The organism is Micromonospora narathiwatensis, from assembly GCF_900089605.1.
Taxonomy (GTDB): Bacteria; Actinomycetota; Actinomycetes; order Mycobacteriales; family Micromonosporaceae; genus Micromonospora; species Micromonospora narathiwatensis.
The window spans coordinates 5638268-5656514 of record NZ_LT594324.1 but is presented as its reverse complement, the minus strand read 5'-3'; the positions used below and the strand labels follow the sequence as shown (position 1 = coordinate 5656514).

The 18247-nt window shown below is 71.0% G+C and carries 17 protein-coding genes; 4 read left to right on the top strand and 13 right to left on the bottom strand.

Features of this window, described 5'->3' with window-relative positions; translation table 11 throughout:
• Positions 1–28: 28 nt before the first annotated feature.
• The gene (locus GA0070621_RS24900; RefSeq protein ID WP_091200287.1) at positions 29–499 is read left to right on the top strand and encodes a MarR family winged helix-turn-helix transcriptional regulator; all 471 of its coding nucleotides are present in this window, start codon (positions 29–31) and stop codon (positions 497–499) included.
• A gap of 51 nt (positions 500–550) precedes the next feature.
• Here the strand turns inward: GA0070621_RS24900 and GA0070621_RS24895 are convergent, their stop codons facing one another.
• From GA0070621_RS24895 to GA0070621_RS24885, 3 genes are all read right to left on the bottom strand, one after another.
• Positions 551–739 carry a DUF397 domain-containing protein gene (locus GA0070621_RS24895; RefSeq protein WP_091200285.1) on the bottom strand — a complete coding sequence of 63 codons (189 nt, stop codon included), beginning with the start codon at positions 737–739 and terminating at the stop codon, positions 551–553.
• A 19-nt stretch (positions 740–758) separates the two neighbouring features.
• Positions 759–1406, bottom strand: coding sequence for a DUF5753 domain-containing protein (locus tag GA0070621_RS24890; protein ID WP_167667314.1), 648 nt, complete (start codon positions 1404–1406; stop codon positions 759–761).
• 217 nt (positions 1407–1623) lie between these two features.
• Entirely contained in the window at positions 1624–3150 is a 1527-nt protein-coding gene (locus GA0070621_RS24885; RefSeq protein WP_091200282.1) for an AAA family ATPase, read from the bottom strand.
• An 89-nt stretch (positions 3151–3239) separates the two neighbouring features.
• Here GA0070621_RS24885 and GA0070621_RS24880 point away from each other — a divergent pair, with 89 nt between their 5' ends.
• A complete protein-coding gene (locus GA0070621_RS24880) occupies positions 3240–3440 on the top strand; it encodes a hypothetical protein (protein ID WP_091200280.1) in 201 nt (66 codons plus the stop codon).
• A 50-nt stretch (positions 3441–3490) separates the two neighbouring features.
• On the opposite strand, the gene ccsB is transcribed toward GA0070621_RS24880, so the two are convergent.
• The 6 genes from ccsB to hemL are packed head-to-tail and all read right to left on the bottom strand — an operon-like array spanning position 3491 to position 9521.
• Positions 3491–4483 (bottom strand): c-type cytochrome biogenesis protein CcsB, encoded by a 993-nt coding sequence (gene ccsB / locus GA0070621_RS24875; protein WP_091200278.1) that lies wholly within the window; start codon positions 4481–4483, stop codon positions 3491–3493.
• Positions 4483–6102, bottom strand: coding sequence for a cytochrome c biogenesis protein ResB (gene resB, locus GA0070621_RS24870; protein WP_091200276.1), 1620 nt, complete (start codon positions 6100–6102; stop codon positions 4483–4485). The genes ccsB and resB overlap by 1 nt, the downstream gene beginning before the upstream one ends.
• A complete protein-coding gene (locus tag GA0070621_RS24865) occupies positions 6102–6959 on the bottom strand; it encodes a cytochrome c biogenesis CcdA family protein (RefSeq protein ID WP_091200274.1) in 858 nt (285 codons plus the stop codon). Before GA0070621_RS24865 ends, resB begins: the two co-directional genes overlap by 1 nt.
• A complete protein-coding gene (locus GA0070621_RS24860; protein ID WP_091200272.1) occupies positions 6959–7534 on the bottom strand; it encodes a TlpA family protein disulfide reductase in 576 nt (191 codons plus the stop codon). The genes GA0070621_RS24865 and GA0070621_RS24860 overlap by 1 nt, the downstream gene beginning before the upstream one ends.
• Entirely contained in the window at positions 7534–8181 is a 648-nt protein-coding gene (locus GA0070621_RS24855) for a histidine phosphatase family protein (protein WP_091200270.1), read from the bottom strand. The genes GA0070621_RS24860 and GA0070621_RS24855 overlap by 1 nt, the downstream gene beginning before the upstream one ends.
• Entirely contained in the window at positions 8178–9521 is a 1344-nt protein-coding gene (gene hemL, locus GA0070621_RS24850; protein WP_091200268.1) for a glutamate-1-semialdehyde 2,1-aminomutase, read from the bottom strand. The genes GA0070621_RS24855 and hemL overlap by 4 nt, the downstream gene beginning before the upstream one ends.
• A 147-nt stretch (positions 9522–9668) precedes the next feature.
• Here hemL and GA0070621_RS24845 point away from each other — a divergent pair, with 147 nt between their 5' ends.
• On the top strand, positions 9669–10001 hold the full coding sequence (locus tag GA0070621_RS24845; RefSeq protein ID WP_091200266.1) for an STAS domain-containing protein: 333 nt from the start codon (positions 9669–9671) through the stop codon (positions 9999–10001).
• Between the two features lie 76 nt (positions 10002–10077).
• Here GA0070621_RS24845 and GA0070621_RS24840 read toward each other — a convergent pair whose 3' ends face one another.
• Both GA0070621_RS24840 and GA0070621_RS24835 read right to left on the bottom strand, forming a co-directional pair.
• The gene (locus tag GA0070621_RS24840; RefSeq protein WP_091200264.1) at positions 10078–11670 is read right to left on the bottom strand and encodes an ABC transporter permease; all 1593 of its coding nucleotides are present in this window, start codon (positions 11668–11670) and stop codon (positions 10078–10080) included.
• On the bottom strand, positions 11667–12572 hold the full coding sequence (locus tag GA0070621_RS24835; protein ID WP_091200262.1) for an ABC transporter ATP-binding protein: 906 nt from the start codon (positions 12570–12572) through the stop codon (positions 11667–11669). Before GA0070621_RS24835 ends, GA0070621_RS24840 begins: the two co-directional genes overlap by 4 nt.
• 96 nt (positions 12573–12668) lie before the next feature.
• On the opposite strand from GA0070621_RS24835, the gene GA0070621_RS24830 reads away from it, so the two are divergent.
• Positions 12669–13175 carry a GbsR/MarR family transcriptional regulator gene (locus GA0070621_RS24830; RefSeq protein WP_091200260.1) on the top strand — a complete coding sequence of 169 codons (507 nt, stop codon included), beginning with the start codon at positions 12669–12671 and terminating at the stop codon, positions 13173–13175.
• Between the two features lie 4 nt (positions 13176–13179).
• On the opposite strand, the gene GA0070621_RS24825 is transcribed toward GA0070621_RS24830, so the two are convergent.
• The gene (locus tag GA0070621_RS24825) at positions 13180–13737 is read right to left on the bottom strand and encodes a response regulator (protein WP_091200259.1); all 558 of its coding nucleotides are present in this window, start codon (positions 13735–13737) and stop codon (positions 13180–13182) included.
• Positions 13734–18098, bottom strand: a complete 4365-nt coding sequence (locus tag GA0070621_RS24820) for a hybrid sensor histidine kinase/response regulator (protein ID WP_091202821.1) — start codon at positions 18096–18098, stop codon at positions 13734–13736. Before GA0070621_RS24820 ends, GA0070621_RS24825 begins: the two co-directional genes overlap by 4 nt.
• Between the last annotated feature and the right edge of the window lie 149 nt (positions 18099–18247).

Sequence of the window (18247 nt, the reverse complement as noted above, 5' to 3'; positions counted from 1 at the left end):
GACCAAATAGTAAACGTGGTTGTCGAACATGGCAACGCCTGACCGCCCCGGCTTCGTACTCCCCCTGCTCCTGCTCGCCGGCTTCCGTACGCTCATCGACGACCTGCACGCCGAGCTGGCCCGCCAGGGGCACCCCGACCTGCGCCCGGTGCACGGCTTCGTCCTCCAGGCGGTCGGCGTGGCCGGCACCACCGCCAGCGAGCTGGGCCAGCGGCTCGGCGTCTCGAAGCAGGCGGCGGGCAAGACCGTCGACCGGCTGGTGACGCTCGGCTACCTGGAACGCGCCGACGACCCGGCCGACGCGCGCCGCAAGCTGGTCCGGCTGACCGACCGGGGGCTGGACGGGCTGCGCCGCTCGGCGGTCATCTTCGACCAGCTCCGGGATCGCTGGGCGGCGGCCCTCGGCACCGACCGGGTCGCGGCGCTGGAGGACGACCTGCGCACGGTCGCCCTGCCGAACTTCTTCCGCCTCGACGTCCCTGGCTGGTTCGGCGCCTGACCCGTCACGATCGGTTACGCCCCGCCTCCGCCGATCGTTCAGTTGGGGCGGTCAGCGGCTGCGGGCCAGCTCCACGAAGGCTCGCCACGCGCGCGGCGAGAAGGTCAGCACCGCGCCGGCACGGTCCTTGGAATCCCGCACGTGCACCCGGCCGGGCAGATTGTCGGCGACCTCGACACACGCGCCGCTGTCGTTGCCACTCCGGGTGGACTTGCGCCACTGGGCACCGGTCAGGTCCATGGCTTCAAGATCTCCTCGATCAGGCCGATCGACTGCTGCTGCCGGGGCAGCGCGTCGCTGCGCAGACTCTCCCACCTTCCGAGCAGCGTCGCCAGCCCCTCGACGTCGTCCACCACCGTGCCGCCGATCTGGTTGTCGAGAAAGGCCGTCCAGTCACCGTCGAACCGAGGATGAACGGGCCGAGCAGGCCGGCGTGCAGCCCGGCGGCCTGCGGTAGCACGTGCACGCTGACGTGCGGACGCCGGGCGCAGGCCAACAGGTGCCGGAGCTGCCCCGCCATCACGTCCATACCCTCCTCGCCGAAGCGACGCAGGGCCGTCTCGTCGATCACGGCGGTCAGGTGGGGCGGGTCCTCCCGGTCGAGGATGGCCTGCCGGTCGAGCCGGGCCGTCACCATCTCCTCCACCCGGTCGGGAGTGAGGGTGGGATCGAGCCTGAACACCGACCGCGCGTAGTCGGCCGTCTGCAACAGCCCAGGCACCATCGTCGCCCCAAAGCAACGCAACTGGGTGGCCTCCCGCTCCGCCTCCAGCCAGGGCCGGAACCAGACCGGTTCCCGTTCCCGCCGGCCCAGCTCCCGAAGCGCGACGAAGAGCCCGCCGGTGTCGAAGGCGTCGTCGGCCCGTCTCAGGTAGTCGAGTGCGGGCGTGGTGTGCCCCAGCTCCACGCCGAGATCAGCGACGTCGAGTAGTGGATGCGACGGCCGTACTCCTCCTGGCTCAACCCGGCCGCGACGCGCGACCGACGAAGCTGGGAACGGCTCAACGCCGCTGTCGACATCTGCTCGCCCATCCGGAAACTCCTGTGATCGGAGAAGGAAGCGCCCGCCGCGAAGGCGGACGAGACACGCCCGAGTCGGACGGTAGCGATGCGGAAGCACTCTGTCAGCCCTGCCACCCGAGCCCTGGAAGAGAAGTGGAGAAGCCATCCTCGACGCCGTAGAGCACCCCGGGATCCACCAGGATCACGTCCGGTCGCGTCGCCACCGACGTAATCAGGTCCTCGGTGAACCCCTCCGCGCTCGCCAGCAGTAGGCGGGTGCGGGTGGTGTCGAATCCGGGGCGGCGCAGGAGCAACTCTCGCACGCGCCGCAACCGTTCCAGGTCCGCCTGGCCCATCCGCCGACCCCACTTCACCTCGCCGATTGCGAGCAGCGGACGCGGCCCGTCACCGAGCGGCGGCTCACCGAGCGCGACGAGATCCAGTTCGTGGCTGGTTCGGGTGGACGGGTCCGTCACAGTCGCGGCGCTGGCCTCCGCGACGACGCCGTCGAAGACGTCGAGGTCGGCGAAGCGGATGGTCCACTGCCGGACGATCTCCTCGAACCGGGGACCGAGGACGGCACTGGTGTAGCGGCGTTTCGAGCGGCGCCAAACGTCTCCGCCACGACGCTGTTCGAGCGCGGTCCAGGCAGGTCGCATGACGGCCTGGTAGAAGGTGATGAGCGGTTCGGTGATCCGGTAGCTGCTGCGTCCGCTCCGGAACGGATCCGGTTCCCGCACCAGCAGGCCGGCGTCCTCCAACACGGTCAGTGGATGTTGCAGATCGGTCGCCTTGCGTCCGATGTAGCCGGCGATCCCGCCACGGCTGGCGTTGCCTTCGGCAACCGCCGCCAGCACGGAGTGATAGAGAGCGGCGTCCCGCAGATCGGGATCCTCGGCGAGTAGGTAACGCGCCTCGCGGAACAACGGCCGCGCCGGGTTGAGGACTGCCCGCACCACCCATCTGTCGAAGTCCTCCGGACCGTCGGGTGCATCGTCCTGGACGTATTCGCGACGGTAGGCCGGCGTCCCACCCACGATGGAGAAGACCTTCACGGCCAGCAACGGGTCCTCGATGCCCCAGAACATCGCAGCGGCCCGATAGTCCAGCGGCTGCACCGGCAACTCCAGGCCGGCCCGGCCACGCAGCGGGGCGGACCCGGCGAGCAGGCCGCCCATGAAGGACAGGGCCGATCCGCAGAGCAGCAGACGGGTACGGGACTGCGTGCGCTCCGGCCGTCCGGGCGTGAGCGCGTGCTGGATGATCGACGGAAGGTCGCGGGCCGCGCGCACGAGATACGGGAACTCGTCGATGACCACGGTCACGGGTCCCTCTCGCCCCAAAGCGAGCAACGCATCCACGGCCGCACCCCAGCCGGCCAGCTGAAGCGGTCCCGGCGCACCTGTGTATGCGCCGAGCGCCTCGCCGAGCCGGCGCAGCGACTCCGCCGCCGTGGCCTCGGTGGCTCCGAAGTAGAAGCCTTCAGTGGCCCGAGCCAGCTCATAGAGCAGCAACGTCTTGCCTTGACGGCGTCGGCCGCTGACGACGCCGAGGGTCGCGCCCGGGCGCTCGTCGGCGGCGAATTGCGTCAGCTCCGCCCACTCGACGTCCCGGTCGAAGATCCCCTTCGGCTTCGACGGTTGAATCACCTGGGGTCACCGCATTTCGTAGAACTACAGTTCTTAGAAGTGTAGTCCTACATTTTGCGGGCCGGAGCGGCCCGGCGGATGCTACGAGGATGAGCGACGCGTACGTGGTGGGCGATCCGGACGGGCTCACCCCGCTCCAGGCCGAGATCCGGGACGCCGTGGCCCGCGAACTGCACGCCCAGTTCGCGCTGCGGGCCGATCGCCTCGAACTGGCCGACCTGCCCGAGGTGGCGTACCAGATCACGCTGCGGGTGGACGGGGTGCTGAGCAGCCGGCGACCGACCCGCTGAGACGACGCGACCGCCGGAGCCGCGCGGCTCCGGCGGTCAGCGCGGACGGATCAGTTGACGCCGGCGTACGAGTGCAGGCCGGTGAAGAAGAAGTTGACCCCGAACAGGTTCATCAGCATGGTCAGGAAGCCCAGGATCGAGATCCAGGTGGCCACGTTCCGCCTCACGCTCGGGGTGGCCCGGGCGTGCAGGTAGCCGGCGTACACCACCCAGGAGATGAACGCCCAGGTCTCCTTCGGGTCCCAGCCCCAGGCCCGACCCCAGGCCGCCTCGGCCCAGATCGCCCCGGCGATCACCGCGAACGTGAAGATCGGGAACGCGAAGGCGTGCAGCGTGAAGGTCAGCCGCTCCAGGCCGGCCGCCGCCGGCAGCCGGCGGGCCAGGGTGTACGGGAAGCTCCGCCGGCCCTGCTCCCAACCGGCCCGCATCAGGTACGCGGCGGCCGGCACCACACCCAGCAGGAAGATGCCGGAGGCGAAGATGATCGTCGACACGTGGATGATGAACCAGTACGACTGCAGGGCCGGCATCAGCGGGGTGACCTGCACATAGAGCTTCAGCTCGGCGAACGCCAACAGCAGCACCATGACCAGGGTCAGGAAGAGTCCCAGCCGGCGCAGCGACGGCTGCTTCCAGAGCACCACCAGCCAGGCCGCAGCCCCGATGAAGGTGCCCGTCAGCACGAACTCGTACATGTTGCCCCAGGGCATCCGCTCGGCGGCCACGCCCCGGGTGACCACCGCGCCCAGGTGCAGCACGACGGCGAGCGCGGTGACCCAGCCGGCGATCTGCCCGGCCAGCGCGGCCCGCGCGGCCGAGCGGCTGGGCCGGGGCTCGGCCGGGGTGGCGGAAGTCGCCGCCACCGTTTCACCGGTGCCACCGGAACCCCCGACGCCCGCGCCGACCAGTTCCCGGGCCGGGGCGGCGACCTTCGCCGACACCGCCCGGGCGTTGCCCAGCGCGTACTCGACGGCGTGGCTGATCATCGCGACCAGGTACGCCAGGATCGCGTACGTGACCAGCTGGTCGGAGAGTGCGGACATCACTCGTCTCCTTCTCGCGCCCGCCGGTCGTCCCGCCCGTCGTCGCTGACCGCGGCGACGAGCTGCGCGAACTCGTCGGCGAACCCCGGATGCTCGGTGCGCGGCAGCCCACCGGCCTCCACCAAACTACTACCGCCCGTCGGAGATCCACCCTCGGGGTACGAAACCCGGAACCAGACCCGCCGCCGCCGGGCGAAGAGGGAACCCATCAGGCCGAGCAGCAGCGTCACGCAGGCGCCGAGCATCAGCGTCTGCCCGGGGGCGTACCGGACCGAGATGGTGATGTACGACTTGGTGCCGAGGAACTCCACCGTGCTGCCGTCGTCCAGGGTCCACTTCTCGCCCAGGCCCAGCTTCTTGTTGCCGATCTGCTTCAGCTTGCCATTGGCGATCTGCCCCTGGTCGAGCTTGTAGACCGACCCGGGGATGCCGGCGTCCATCCCGAGGTTGCCCCGGTACGCGACCAGCACCACCGCCGGGTTCCGCTCCTCGGGAAAGCGCGACGAGACGAACGGCGGGCTGTCCGGGGCGGTGGGCAGGTAGAGCCCGTCGAAGGCGACCTGCTGATCGGAGGCGCGCCGGCCGGTCTTCGGGTCGAGGTTCGCGTCCGGGAACGCGGCGACGCCCTCTTCGGTCGCGTTCGGGTCGCCGGTGCGCAGGAAGGGCGCCGTGCTGGTCTGGCTGCGGCCGTACTTGTCGGTGTACTTCAGGATCGGCGCGTACCCGTTGCCGAGCAGGTAGACGTTGGCCGAGCCGAGCCGCAGCGGCGAGTTGACCGAGAAACCGGCGGTTCGCTTCGCCCCGTCCGGCTCGTCCACGGTCACCGTCGCCCAGAAGCGCGACGGCTGCCCGGAGGGGAGGTACTCCGCCTCGAACCGGTCGAGGGTGAGGCAGAACGGGGGCAGGTCGGCGCTGTCCACCCGGGGGCCGAGCGACGCCTCGGCGTACTGCTGGCGGGTGTTGCAGAAGGCGTTCTCGTCACCCGCGACCAGGATCCGGTTGCCGTGCCAGCCGTACCACGAACCGACCGCGACCCCGAGCAGGACGGCGACCAGCGAGACGTGGAAGAGCAGGTTGCCGGTCTCCTTGAGGTAGCCCTTCTCGGCGGAGACCTCGTTGTCGCGTGCCACGACCCGCCAGCGGCGGCGGCGCAGCACCGCCGCGATCGCCTCGGGGTCGGCGGCGGCCGGCGCCTCCAGCACCGCGTGCTGCGGCAGCCGGTCGAGCCGCTTCGGCGCGGCCGGCGGCCGGCGACGCAGCGCGCGGACGTGGTCGCGGGCCCGGGGCAGGATGCAGCCGATCAGCGAGGTGAAGAGCAGCAGGTAGATCGCGGAGAACCAGACCGAGCCGAAGACCTCGAACAGGCCGAGCTGATCGAGCCGGGGGGCCAGGTCGGGGTGGTCGAGGAACCATTGGTTGACCCTCTCCGGGTTGACCCCGCGCTGCGGCAGCACCGAGCCGGGGATGGCGGCCACCGCGAGCAGGAAGAGCAGGATCAGCGCGGTACGCATGCTGGTGAGCTGCCGCCACGAGTTGCGCAGCAGGGCCAGCACCGGGTTGACCCGCCGCCGGGGCGCTCCGGCGGGCGGTGCGGACGGCCGGTCGTCCACCGTCGTCATCAGATGCTCACCTCACCCGGGCCCACATGCGTCTTCAGCCAGATCACGAAGTCCTGCCAACCACCGGTGACCAACGCCAGGCCGATCAGGATCAGCAGGACACCGCCGATGCGGGTGACCCAGCGGCTGTTGCGCCGGACCGCGCGGAACACCCCGAGCAGGCGATGGAAGCCCAGCCCGAAGACGATGAACGGTATCCCCAGCCCCAGGCAGTACGCCACGGCGAGCAGCACCGCCCGGTCGGTCTTGCCCTCGGCGGCCGCCATACCGAGCACCGCGCCGAGCGTCGGGCCGGTGCAGGGCACCCAGCTCAGCGCGAAGACCGCGCCGAGAACCGGGGCGCCGAGCAGGCCGGCGGCGGGCAGCCGCTGGATCCGGAACTCGCGCTGGAGGCCGGGAATCACCCCGAGGTAGCTGAGCCCGAGCACCACGATCAGCACGCCAATGGCGATCTCCAGCGCGCGTTGGTACTGGAAGAACAGCCGGCCGACGAAGGAGGTGACGATCGCGGTGACGACGAACACGGCGGTGAAGCCGGCGATGAAGAGCAGCGTGCCGGCGAGCACCCGCCCCTTCACCGCGGCCGGCGGCCGGGCCGGGGGCGCGGCGACGGCGACCGCGCCGGCCTCGGTGTCTGCCGCGTCCCCCTCCGCCACCGGAGGCGTCAACAGGGGGCCCTTCCTCGCGGCCCGGCCCTCGAGGTCGGCGCCGGCCAGGCCGGTGACGTAGGAGAGGTAGCCGGGCATCAGCGGGAGGACGCAGGGCGAGAGGAAGCTGACCAGCCCGGCGAGTGCCGCCGCGCCGACGGCCAGCAACAGCGGGCCGGACTCGGCGAGTTGGCGGAACGTCTCGCCCATCAGCGGGACCCGTTGGGCGCCGGCTGCTCGGCGGCGATCCGCTCCACGATCGGTCGCAGCTCGTCCTGGGTGACGGCTCGGCGGATCACCACCGCGATCCGGCCGTCCCGGTCGAGCACGACCGTCGCCGGGGTGGTGTTCGGCGGGATGTCGAAGTTGAGCGCCTGCCGGCTGGCCGGGTCGAAGAGGCTCGGGTAGGTGACCCGGCCCTCCTCGAAGGCGATCGCCTTGTCCTTGCTGTCCTGCACGTTGATGCCGAGGAAGGTCACCCCGGACGCCTTGGTGGCCTGGTAGGTGGCCTCCAGGTCGTCGGCCTCGGCCCGGCAGGGCGGGCACCAGGAACCCCAGAAGTTGACCACGACCACCTGCCCGCGGTCGCGGGAGACGTCGTAGCTGCCCCCGGTGAGCAGCTCACCGCTCACCTTCGGGGTCTTCGACCGCTGGTCGGGGGCGCAGGTGATGATGAGGCCGTCACTCGTGCACCGGTTCTCCTGGCTGCCGGAGTTGCAGCCGACCAGCACCGCCCCGGCGGTGGCGGCGGCGAGCAGGGCGGCGACGAGCCTCCGGCTGGGCATCAGGCCCCCTTGGCCGTCCGCGCGGTCACCGACATCGCGATCAAGTGCGCCGCCGGCTCGGAGTAGCCGATGCCGGCGATCTTGGCGCCGTCGAAGTGGAACGAGGTGAGGCTCGCCAGCCCGCACTGCCGCCGGCGCGGGTCGTGCCAGAGCCGCTTGCGCTCCACGTACCGGCGCAGCGTCCAGATGGGAAGCTGGTGGGAGACGAGTACGGCCTCGCGCCCCTCGGCGGCGATCCGGGCGGCGTGCAGCGCGGCGAACATCCGCTCGGCGATCGCCCGGTACGCCTCGCCCCAGGACGGGGTGACCGGGTCGCGCAGCACCCACCAGTTGCGCGGGTCGCGGAACGAACCGTCGCCCGGCGAGACCTTCTTGCCCTCGAACCAGTTGGCGCTCTCGATCAGCCGCTCGTCCACCCCGACCGGCAGGCCGAAGTGCCCGGCGATCGGATCGGCGGTCTGCTGCGCGCGTTCCAGCGGGCTGGCGACCACGTGCACCACGGTCTTGTCGGCGAGCGCCTGGGCGGCCGCCTTGGCCATCTGGACGCCCAGTTCGGAGAGACGGAAACCGGGCAGCCGGCCGTAGAGGATGCCGTCCGGGTTGTGCACCTCGCCGTGCCGCAGCACGTGGACCACCGTCTCGCTCACGATTGCTGCCCCCCGTGTCCTGCCGCTGCCGCCGCCGCTGCGGCCGGCAGGGCGTCGGCGATCTGCTCCAGGGCGGCGTCGTCGATCGCCGCCGACACGAACCATGCCTCGAACGCGCTCGGCGGCAGGTAGACCCCGGCGGCGAGCATCGCGTGGAAGAACGCCTTGAACGCGGGCACCTGCTGGGTGCGGGCGCTGTCGTAGTCGACCACGTCGGCGTCGGTGAAGAAGATCGAGAACATGTTGCCCGCGGACGACAGGCGGTGCGGCACCCCGGCGGCGGCCAGCGCGTCGGTGGCGAGCTTGCTCACCACGGCGGCCGTCTCGTCGAGCTTCCGGTAGAGCGCGTCGTCGGCGAGGCGGAGCGTGGCCAGGCCGGCGGCGCACGCGAGGGGGTTACCGGAGAGGGTGCCGGCCTGGTAGACCGGGCCGGCCGGGGCCAGCTTCGCCATGATCTCCGCGCGCCCGCCGAACGCCGCGGCGGGCAGGCCACCGCCCATGACCTTCCCGTACGTCCACAGGTCGGCGTCGGACGGGTCGAGGCCGTGCCAGCCGGCGCGGGAGACCCGGAACCCGGTCATCACCTCGTCGACGATGAGCAGCGCGCCGTACGCGTGGGCGATCCGGGCGAGGTGCTGGTTGAAGCCGTCACGCGGGGCGACCACGCCCATGTTGCCGGCGGCCGCCTCGGTGATGATCGCGGCGATGTGCGGGCCCTCGGCGGCGAAGGCAGCCTCGACGGCGGTGAGGTCGTTGTACGGCAGCACGATGGTGTCGCCGGCGGCGGCGCCGGTCACGCCGGGCGAGTCGGGCAGGCCGAGGGTGGCCACGCCGGAGCCGGCGGCGGCGAGCAGTGCGTCGGAGTGCCCGTGGTAGCAGCCGGAGAACTTGATGATCTTGGCGCGGCCGGTGAAGCCACGGGCCAGCCGGATCGCCGACATGGTCGCCTCGGTGCCCGAGTTGACCAGCCGGACCTGCTCCACCGGGGTACGCGCAATGATCTCCTCAGCCAGGTCGACCTCGCCCGGCGTCGGAGTGCCGAAGCTGGTGCCGAGCGCCGCGGCCTTCCGCAGCGCCTCGACCACCACCGGGTGGGCGTGGCCGAGGACCAGCGGCCCCCAGGAGCAGACCAGGTCGACGTAGCGGCGACCGTCGGCGTCGAACAGCCAGGGACCCTCCCCCCGGACCATGAAACGCGGGGTGCCGCCCACGGCACGGAACGCGCGCACAGGAGAATTCACCCCGCCGGGCACGATGGCCTTGGCGCGGTCGAACAGGGCCTCGGAGGCCGGCGCGTCGGCCGGGTAGCGGCCGGATCCGGCGGAAAACGTCTCGCTCACGATGCGGCCATTGTGTCAGCGTCGGACGGGTGACCGGCAGCCACCCCGCTTCGGGCGTTACCGGGCTCACGCTCGCCCGACCGGCGCGGGCGGCAGGCGGCGGTGGCTCGACGGGCCGGGTGGTCGAGATCGCGATAGGCTGACCGGGTGGATCGTGCCGAACTGTCCATCACGGTACACCGGACAGGCGATGACGTCGTGCTTCGCCTCGCCGGTGAGATCGACATGCTTACGGCCACCCAACTGTCGACCGTCGTCAACGAGGTGCTGGCCGACCCTCCGCCGCGCATCGTGCTCGACCTGGGCGGGGTCACCTTCTGCGACTCGCAGGGCCTCGGCACCCTGGTGGTGCTCAGCCGCAAGGCCAGCCACGCGCAGAGCCTGCTGGTCCTGAGCAACGTCGGCGACTTCCTGCTCCGCGTCCTGGACATCACCGGCCTCCGCTCGGCCCTGATGATCCGCAACGAAACCGCCCACTGACCCCCACCCCCTGTCGCCCCGCCGGCCCGGCGGCCGATCATGATGATCAACGGCACCGGGCCGACGACAACGCGGATCAGGTGACCGGGACGTCGCGGCGGCGGAAGGCCGCCAGGCCGGCCGCCGCCGCGACGAGGGCCACAGCGGCCAGGACCCAGAACGGGGTGGCACTCCACTGCGGCCGGAGCACCTGCGGGGTGTGGGTGAACGGAGAGACGTCCAACAGCCACTGGCTCAGCTTCAGCACCGCGCCGAGCTGGCCGAGCAGCACGCAGACCGCCAAGATCGCCCAGGCCACCGAGGCGAGCCGGGGCAGCAGGCCGTAGAGCAGCACCGCGAGCCCGGCCAGCACCCAGGCCGCAGGCACCTGGGCCAGCCCGGCGCCGACCATCCGGGGCAGCTCACGCGGCACGTCGTGCACGCTCAGCCCGTACGTCAGGCCGATGGCGAGGCCGGTCACGGCCAGCACCACCACCGGCCCGAGCAGCGCGAACACCACGTGGGACAGCAGCCAGGTCGAGCGGTGCGTACCGGTCACCAGCAACGGCTCGGCCCGCCCGTCGGTCTCCTCCGACCGCATCCGCAGCGCGGCCTGCACGCCGTACCCGGCCGCCGCGAGGCCGGCCAGGCTCAGCGTCGCACCGAGGTACGCGTCGGCCAGGCCGGAGGCGCCGCCGATCCGGGCCATGATCTCCTCCAACTGGGCGTTGCCCTCCATGGATCGGCCGGCGGCCTGCGCCGCACCGCCGAGGATCAGCCCGAGCAGGCCGAAGCCGACCGACCACCACAGGATCTGCCCCCGGTGCAGCCGCCAGGCCAGCCCGAACGCCCCGGAGAGGGCCCGGCCGGCGGTGGCCGGCCCGAGGCGGGGTGGCAGCAGGCCGGCACCCAGGTCGCGGCGCACCGACACCGGGTACGCGACCGCGGCGAGCAGCACCGTCGCGGCCAGCGGCAGCGCCAGCACCCACCAGCGATCCCCCTCGTACGCGCGCACCCGCGCCGCCCAGCCCAGCGGCGAGAGCCAGCTCGGCCAGTCGTGCGTGGCGGTGTCGCCGACGAGCCGGAGCCCGAAGGCCGCCCCGAGGACCGCGATCCCGATCCCCCGCGCCCCGCCCGCCGTCTCGGTGAGCTGGGCGGCCAGCCCGCCGATGGTGGCGAAGACGATGCCGGTCAGCACGGTGGCGAGGCCGTACGCGCACGAGCCGGCCGCCGGGAGCCCGGAGGCGACCAGCCCGGCCACGGTGACCAGGCCGAGCAGCAGATCGGCCGCGTACGTCACGAGCAGCGCGGCGGTCAGCCCGGCGTGCCGGCCGAGCACGGTGGCCCCGAGCAGTTCCCGCCGGCCGGCCTCCTCCTCGGTCCGGGTGTGCCGGATGACGGTGAGCAGGCTGGCCAGCGCGATGATCACCAGCAGGAACCCGCTGCGCTGGGCGGTGAGCGCGCCGATGCTGTCGCCGTACGCCGGGCCGAGCAGCGCGACGATCGACGGGTTGCGGGCGGTGCCGGCGGCGTACGCGGCCCGTTCGGCCTCGGTCGGGAACAGCTCGAAGAAGCTGGCCGCGTACGTGGCCGGCAGGACGGCGAGCAGCAGCACCCAGAGCGGGAGCAGGACGCGGTCCCGGCGCAGGATCAGCCGGGCCACGTGGCGGGTGCCCGTCAACGTACTCATGCGGCGGCCACCTCGGTCGGATCTGCCTCGTAGTGCCGCAGGAACAGCTCCTCCAGCGTCGGCGGCTTGCTGACCAGGCTGCGTACGCCCAGCTCGGTGAGCCGACGCAGCGCGGTCTCCAGCGCGGCGCTGTCCACGTCGAAGCGCACCCGGTTGCCGTCCACCCGCAGGTCGTGCACGCCGGCCAGGTCGGCCAGCCCGTCCAGCGGGGCGACGATCTCGGCCTCGATCGAGGTTCGCTGGAGGTGACGCAGCTCATCGAGGGTGCCGGACTCGACGGCGACGCCGTTGCGGATGATCGTCACCCGGTCGCAGAGCGCCTCCACCTCGGCCAGGATGTGGCTGGAGAGCAGCACGGTGCGGCCGTCCTGCTTGGCCCGGCGCACCCAGTGCTGGAAGACCTCCTCCATCAGCGGGTCCAGCCCGGAGGTCGGCTCGTCGAGGATCAGCAGCTCGACGTCGGAGGCGAGCGCGGCGACCAGGCCGACCTTCTGCCGGTTGCCCTTCGAGTAGGCCCGGCCCTTCTTGCGCGGGTCCAGCTCGAAGGACTCCAGCAGCTCGGCGCGGCGCTTCGGGTCGAGCCCGCCGCGCATCCGGCCGAGCAGGTCGATCACCTCGCCACCGGTGAGGCTCGGCCAGAGGGTGACGTCGCCCGGGACGTACGCAAGGCGGCGGTGCAGGGCGACGGCGTCGCGCCACGGGTCGCCGCCGAGCAGCCGGACGGTCCCCGCGTCCGGCCGCAGCAGACCGAGCAGCACCCGGATGGTGGTCGACTTGCCGGCGCCGTTGGGGCCCAGGAAGCCGTGCACCTCCCCGGCGCGGACGGTGAGGTCGAGTCCGTCGAGTGCCCGGGTCCGGCCGAAGGTTTTCACCAGGCCGGACACCTCAATCGGGGTTTCCATGTTTTGGAAGCTACGCTCGTTTCACAAACTTGTGAAGATAGTGTTGGTTGAGGCACCATCACTTTCACGACTTTTTAACGCGAGGAGTCAGCACCGATGCTCGACGACCACCGCCCGGCCCGGAACGAGGAGGAGGTCCACCTCTTCGTCGAGCGGATGGCGATGGCCTTCGCGGACGTCGGCTTTCCCCGGATGGCCGGCCGGGTCCTGTTCACCGTGATGAGCGCGGACGAGCCGCTCACCGCCGCCGAGATCGGCGAGCGGCTCGGGGTCAGCGCCGCGGCCGTCTCCGGCGCGGTCCGCTATCTGACCCAGTTCGCCATGCTGGTCCGCGAGCCGGTCAAGGGCTCCCGGCGGGACCGCTACCGGATGCCGGACAACCCCTGGTACGAGGCCACCATCACCAAGACCGGCCTCTACAAGAACTTCATCGACATCGCCAACGGCGGCGTGGACGCGCTGCTCGGGCGGGACACCCCGGCCGGCGAACGGGTGTCCGAGATGCGGGACTTCTTCCTCTTCGTACAGGAGGAGATCGACGCCCTCGGCGAGCGGTGGCGGGCCCGGCGTGCCGCGACCGGGCACGGCAGCCGGGCCGACTGAGAGATCAGGCCGGGTTGCCCCAGCGGGCCTGCTCCAGGAGGTCCACCGCGCGCTCCCGGGACTCCGGACCGTCGTCGGCCCGCAGCAGCGCCGTCGCCTCGTCCACCGCCTCGGTGAGCACCCGCCACTGGGTGTCCCGCTCCCGCACCAGGTCCGACTGGGCGGCGAGTTGGCGGGTCTTCACCCACAGCTCCACGAAGACCGACACCTTGGCCCGCAGCACCCAGGGGTCGAACGGCTTGGTCAGGTAGTCGACCGCGCCGACCGCGTAGCCGCGCAGGGCGAGTTGGGCGTCCCGGTCCGCCGCGGTGAGGAAGATGATCGGTACGTGCCGGGTCCGCTCCCGCCGCTTGATGTGGGTGGCCGTCTCGAAGCCGTCCATCTCGGGCATCTGAGCGTCGAGCAGGATCACCGCGAAGTCGTCGACCAGGAGCTGCTTCAAGGCCGCCTCGCCGCTCTCCACCGCGACCGACTGCACCGGAAGCCCCTGGAGGATCGCCTCCAGCGCCATGAGGTTCTCCCGCCGGTCGTCCACCAGCAGCGCCTTGGCCATCTGGGTCACGAGATCTCCTCGCCTCGGCTGCGGCCGATCCAGGACGACATCATCTCGATCAGCTCGTCCAGGTCCACCGGTTTGGTGATGTAGTCGCTGCCGCCGGCCGTGATCGCCGACTCCCGGTCACCGGGCATCGCCTTCGCGGTCAGGAAGACGATCGGCAGGTCCGTGAAGCGATGGTTACGGCGGATCTGCCGGGTCGTCTCGTACCCGTCCTGGTCCGGCATCATCGCGTCCATGAGCACGATGTCCACCTCCGGATGCTCGGCGAGCTGGCGGACACCGTCCGCCCCGTTGTCCGAGTACAACACGGTCATCCCATGAAGTTCCAACGCTGAGGTCAGCGCGAAGACGTTACGGACGTCGTCATCGACGATCAGGACCGTCACGCCCTCCAACCGCCGGGTCGTCGGAGTCTCCTGCGGCTGCGGCAACTCCAGCGGCATGAGCAACGACGACGGCAGGCCCGCGCGGCTCGGCGAGGGCGGCGCCGGCGCCACCACCGCGTCCGGCGCCAGCACATCCGGTACGAAGAGAGTGAAGGTCGAGCCCTGCCCGGGCGCCGACGTGACGGTGATCGTGCCGCCGAGCAGGCGGGCCAGGTCCCGGCTGATCGACAGGCCCAGCCCCGTGCCGCCGTACCGCCGGCTGGTGGTGCCGTCGGCCTGCTGGAACGCCTCGAAGATCAGCGAAAACTTGTCGTCCGAGACGCCGATGCCGGTGTCGATCACCGTGAACGCGATGACCCGCCGGGCGTTGGTCAGCGCCGGCACGTCGAAGACCGCGTTCTCGGCGGCCGGCGCGATACGCAGCGTCACCGCCCCGTTGTCGGTGAACTTCACCGCGTTGGAGAGCAGGTTGCGCAGGATCTGCTGCAACCGCTGGGCGTCGGTGACCAGCGCCGGCGGCAGCTCCTTGCTGATCCGTACCTGGAAATCGAGGCCCTTCTCCTCCGCCTGCGGCGCGAACGCCTGCTCGACGTAGCCGCGGATCTCGGAGAACCGGACCTCGGTCGGCTCGACGTCCATCCGACCCGCCTCGATCTTGGACAGGTCGAGGATGTCGTCGATCAGAGACAGCAGGTCCGAGCCGGCGCTGTGGATCGTACGGGCGAACTCGATCTGCTTCGCCGTGAGGTTCTGCTCCGGATTCTCCGCGAGCAGCCGGGCCAGCAGCAGCAGCGAGTTGAGCGGCGTACGCAGCTCGTGGCTCATGTTCGCCAGGAACTCCGACTTGTACGCCGACGCCCGGGTGAGCTGCTGTGCCTTGTCCTCCAGGCCGAGCCGGGCCAGCTCTATCTCCCGGTTCTGGGTCTCGATGTTGGTCTTCTGCTCCGAGAGCAGCTTGGCCTTGTCCTCCAGCTCGGCGTTGGTGCGCTGGAGTTCCGCCGACTGCTCCTGCAACTCGTGCGCCAGCCGCTGCGACTGCGCCAGCAGCTCCTCCGTACGCCGGTTGGCCTGGATGGTGTTGACCGCGATGCCGATCGTGCCGACCAGCCGCTCCAGGAACGACAGGTGCAACTCGGAGAAGGTGGTCACGCCGGCGAACTCGATCACGCCGAGCAGTTCGCCCTCGAACAGCACGGGCAGCACCACCAGGTCGGCCGGGGGCGTCTCGGCGAGCCCGGAGCGCAGCACCAGACGCCCGTCGGGCTGGGTGTTGACCCGGATGGTCCGCCGGGACAGGGCAGCCTGCCCGACCAGCCCCTCGCCCGGCCCGAAGGTGACGTCGTGACCCCGCGCCACGTACCCGTACGAGGCGGTGAGCCGCAGCCGCATGCTCCCGTCGGAGCTGTCCACCAGGAAGAACGCGCCGAGCTGCGCGTCGACCAGCGGGGTCACCTCCATCATGATCATGCGGCAGACCTCGCCGAGGTCCCGCTGGCCCTGGAGCAGGCCGCCGATCCGGGCCAGGTTGGAGTCCAACCAACCCTGCTCGGCGTTCTTCTTGGTCGTCTCCCGCAGGGTGACGATCATCTGGTTGATGTTGTCCTTCAGCTCGGCGACCTCGCCCTGCGCCTTGACGGCGATCCGCTGGGTCAGATCGCCCCGGGTCACCGAGGTGGAGACCTGGGCGATCGCGCGGAGCTGGGTGGTGAGCGTCGAGGCGAGCTGGTTGACGTTCTCGGTCAGGTCCCGCCAGGTGCCCGAGACCCCCTTCACCTGCGCCTGACCGCCGAGCTTGCCCTCGATGCCGACCTCGCGGGCCACCCGGGTCACCTCGTCGGCGAACGAGGAGAGCTGATCCACCATCGTGTTCACGGTGTTCTTCAGCTCCAGGATCTCGCCCTGCGCGTCCACCGTGATCTTCTGGCCCAGGTCGCCCTTGGCCACGGCGGTGGTCACCGAGGCGATGTTGCGCACCTGCGACGTCAGGTTCGACGCCATCGAGTTCACGTTGTCGGTCAGGTCCCGCCAGGTGCCCGAGACGCCCTTCACCTGGGCCTGACCGCCGAGCTTGCCCTCGGTGCCCACCTCGCGGGCCACCCGGGTCACCTCGTCCGCGAACGAGGAGAGCTGATCCACCATCGTGTTCACGGTGTTCTTCAGCTCCAGGATCTCGCCCTGCGCGTCCACCGTGATCTTCTGCGACAGGTCACCCTTCGCCACCGCCGTCGAGACCTGGGCGATGTTCCGCACCTGGCTGGTCAGGTTCGACGCCATCGAGTTCACGTTGTCGGTCAGATCCCGCCAGGTGCCGGCGACCCCGCGTACCTGGGCCTGGCCGCCGAGCTTGCCCTCGGTGCCCACCTCCCGGGCCACCCGGGTCACCTCGTCCGCGAACGAGGAGAGCTGATCCACCATCGTGTTGACCGTGGACTTCAGCTCCAGAATCTCGCCTCGGGCGTCGACGGTGATCTTCTGCGACAGGTCACCCTTCGCCACCGCGGTGGTCACCGAGGCGATGTTGCGCACCTGCGACGTCAGGTTCGACGCCATCGAGTTCACGTTGTCGGTCAGATCCCGCCAGGTGCCCGAGACCCCCTTCACCTGCGCCTGACCGCCCAGCTTGCCCTCGGTGCCCACCTCCCGGGCCACCCGGGTCACCTCGTCCGCGAACGACGAGAGCTGATCCACCATCGTGTTCACGGTGTTCTTCAGCTCCAGGACCTCGCCCTGCGCGTCCACCGTGATCTTCTGCGACAGGTCACCCTTCGCCACAGCCGTCGAGACCTGCGAGATGTTGCGTACCTGGCTGGTCAGGTTGCCGGCGAGCTGGTTGACGTTCTCGGTGAGGTCACGCCAGGTGCCGGAGACGCCGCGTACCTGGGCCTGGCCGCCGAGCTTGCCCTCGATGCCCACCTCCCGGGCCACCCGGGTCACCTCGTCCGCGAACGACGACAGCTGATCCACCATCGTGTTCACGGTGTCCTTCAGCTCCAGGATCTCGCCCTGGGCGGCCACCGTGATCTTCTGGGAGAGGTCGCCCCGGGCCACCGCCGTGGAGACCTGGGCGATGTTGCGCACCTGCGACGTCAGGTTCGACGCCATCGAGTTGACGCTGTCGGTCAGGTCCTTCCAGGTGCCGGCGACGTTCGGCACCTCCGCCTGGCCGCCCAGCTTGCCCTCCGTACCCACCTCGCGGGCCACCCGGGTCACCTGCTCGGCGAAGAGCCGCAGGGTGTCGGTGAGCGAGTTGAAGGTGTGTGCCAACTCGGCCACCTCGCCCTTGGCCGACACGGTGATCTTCTGCGACAGGTCACCCGTCGCCACCGCCGCCGCCACCTGCGAGATCGACCGCACCTGGTACGTCAGGTTCGACGCCATGGTGTTGACCGAGTCGGTGAGGTCCTTCCAGGTGCCGGCGGCCCCGCGTACGTCGGCCTGGCCGCCCAGCTCGCCCTCGGTGCCCACCTCGCGGGCCACCCGGGTCACCTCGTTGGAGAAGGACGAGAGCTGGTCGACCATGGTGTTGACGGTGCGGCCGATGCGCAGATACTCACCGCGCAGCGGGCGGCCGTCGATCTCCAGCGCCATGTGCTGGGACAGGTCGCCGTCGGCCACCGCCACGATCACCCGGGCGATCTCCGTGGCCGGCCGGCCCAGGTCGTCGATCAGCGAGTTGATCGCCCGCTGCCCCTCCACCCACGAGCCGTCCAGGCCCTCGTCGTCGAGGCGTTCGGTGAGCCGACCGTCCCGGCCGACGATCCGGCTGATCCGGCGCAGGTCCAGATGCTGCCGCTCCTGGAGCGACACCACGTCGTTGAAGGCGTCGGCCACCTCGCCGGCCAGGCCGGCCCGCCGGGGCAACCGGACCTTGAGGTCGCCGCGTCGCACCTGACGCAACGCCTCCACCAGTTCGCCGAGGAGCACCTCGTGATCGGAAGCGGACGGGTCCGCGGCTACCGATTGTTTCGCCGTGGTCATCATTCCTCGCTCAGCTCGGGGCCGTCTGGCTCGTGCCGACACGCGGCCATCCCACCATTCTGCCCGCCTCCCGTCGAGGTGCCGGCCGACGAGCGTGCGCCACGCCAGGGCGCCCCCGGCCGGCCCGTTCCGCCGTTCCGTTCCCCACG

Excerpts from the sequence above, each read along its gene's own strand:
- GA0070621_RS24835 (WP_091200262.1), bottom strand. The coding sequence starts at position 12,572 with ATGGAAACCCCGATTGAGGTGTCCGGCCTGGTGAAAACCTTCGGCCGG.
- GA0070621_RS24840 (WP_091200264.1), bottom strand. The coding sequence starts at position 11,670 with ATGAGTACGTTGACGGGCACCCGCCACGTGGCCCGGCTGATCCTGCGC.
- GA0070621_RS24860 (WP_091200272.1), bottom strand. The coding sequence starts at position 7,534 with ATGCCCAGCCGGAGGCTCGTCGCCGCCCTGCTCGCCGCCGCCACCGCC.
- GA0070621_RS24880 (WP_091200280.1), top strand. The coding sequence starts at position 3,240 with ATGAGCGACGCGTACGTGGTGGGCGATCCGGACGGGCTCACCCCGCTC.
- ccsB (WP_091200278.1), bottom strand. The coding sequence starts at position 4,483 with ATGTCCGCACTCTCCGACCAGCTGGTCACGTACGCGATCCTGGCGTAC.
- GA0070621_RS24895 (WP_091200285.1), bottom strand. The coding sequence starts at position 739 with ATGGACCTGACCGGTGCCCAGTGGCGCAAGTCCACCCGGAGTGGCAAC.
- resB (WP_091200276.1), bottom strand. The coding sequence starts at position 6,102 with ATGACGACGGTGGACGACCGGCCGTCCGCACCGCCCGCCGGAGCGCCC.
- GA0070621_RS24900 (WP_091200287.1), top strand. The coding sequence starts at position 29 with ATGGCAACGCCTGACCGCCCCGGCTTCGTACTCCCCCTGCTCCTGCTC.
- GA0070621_RS24830 (WP_091200260.1), top strand. The coding sequence starts at position 12,669 with ATGCTCGACGACCACCGCCCGGCCCGGAACGAGGAGGAGGTCCACCTC.
- GA0070621_RS24820 (WP_091202821.1), bottom strand. The coding sequence starts at position 18,098 with ATGACCACGGCGAAACAATCGGTAGCCGCGGACCCGTCCGCTTCCGAT.
- GA0070621_RS24865 (WP_091200274.1), bottom strand. The coding sequence starts at position 6,959 with ATGGGCGAGACGTTCCGCCAACTCGCCGAGTCCGGCCCGCTGTTGCTG.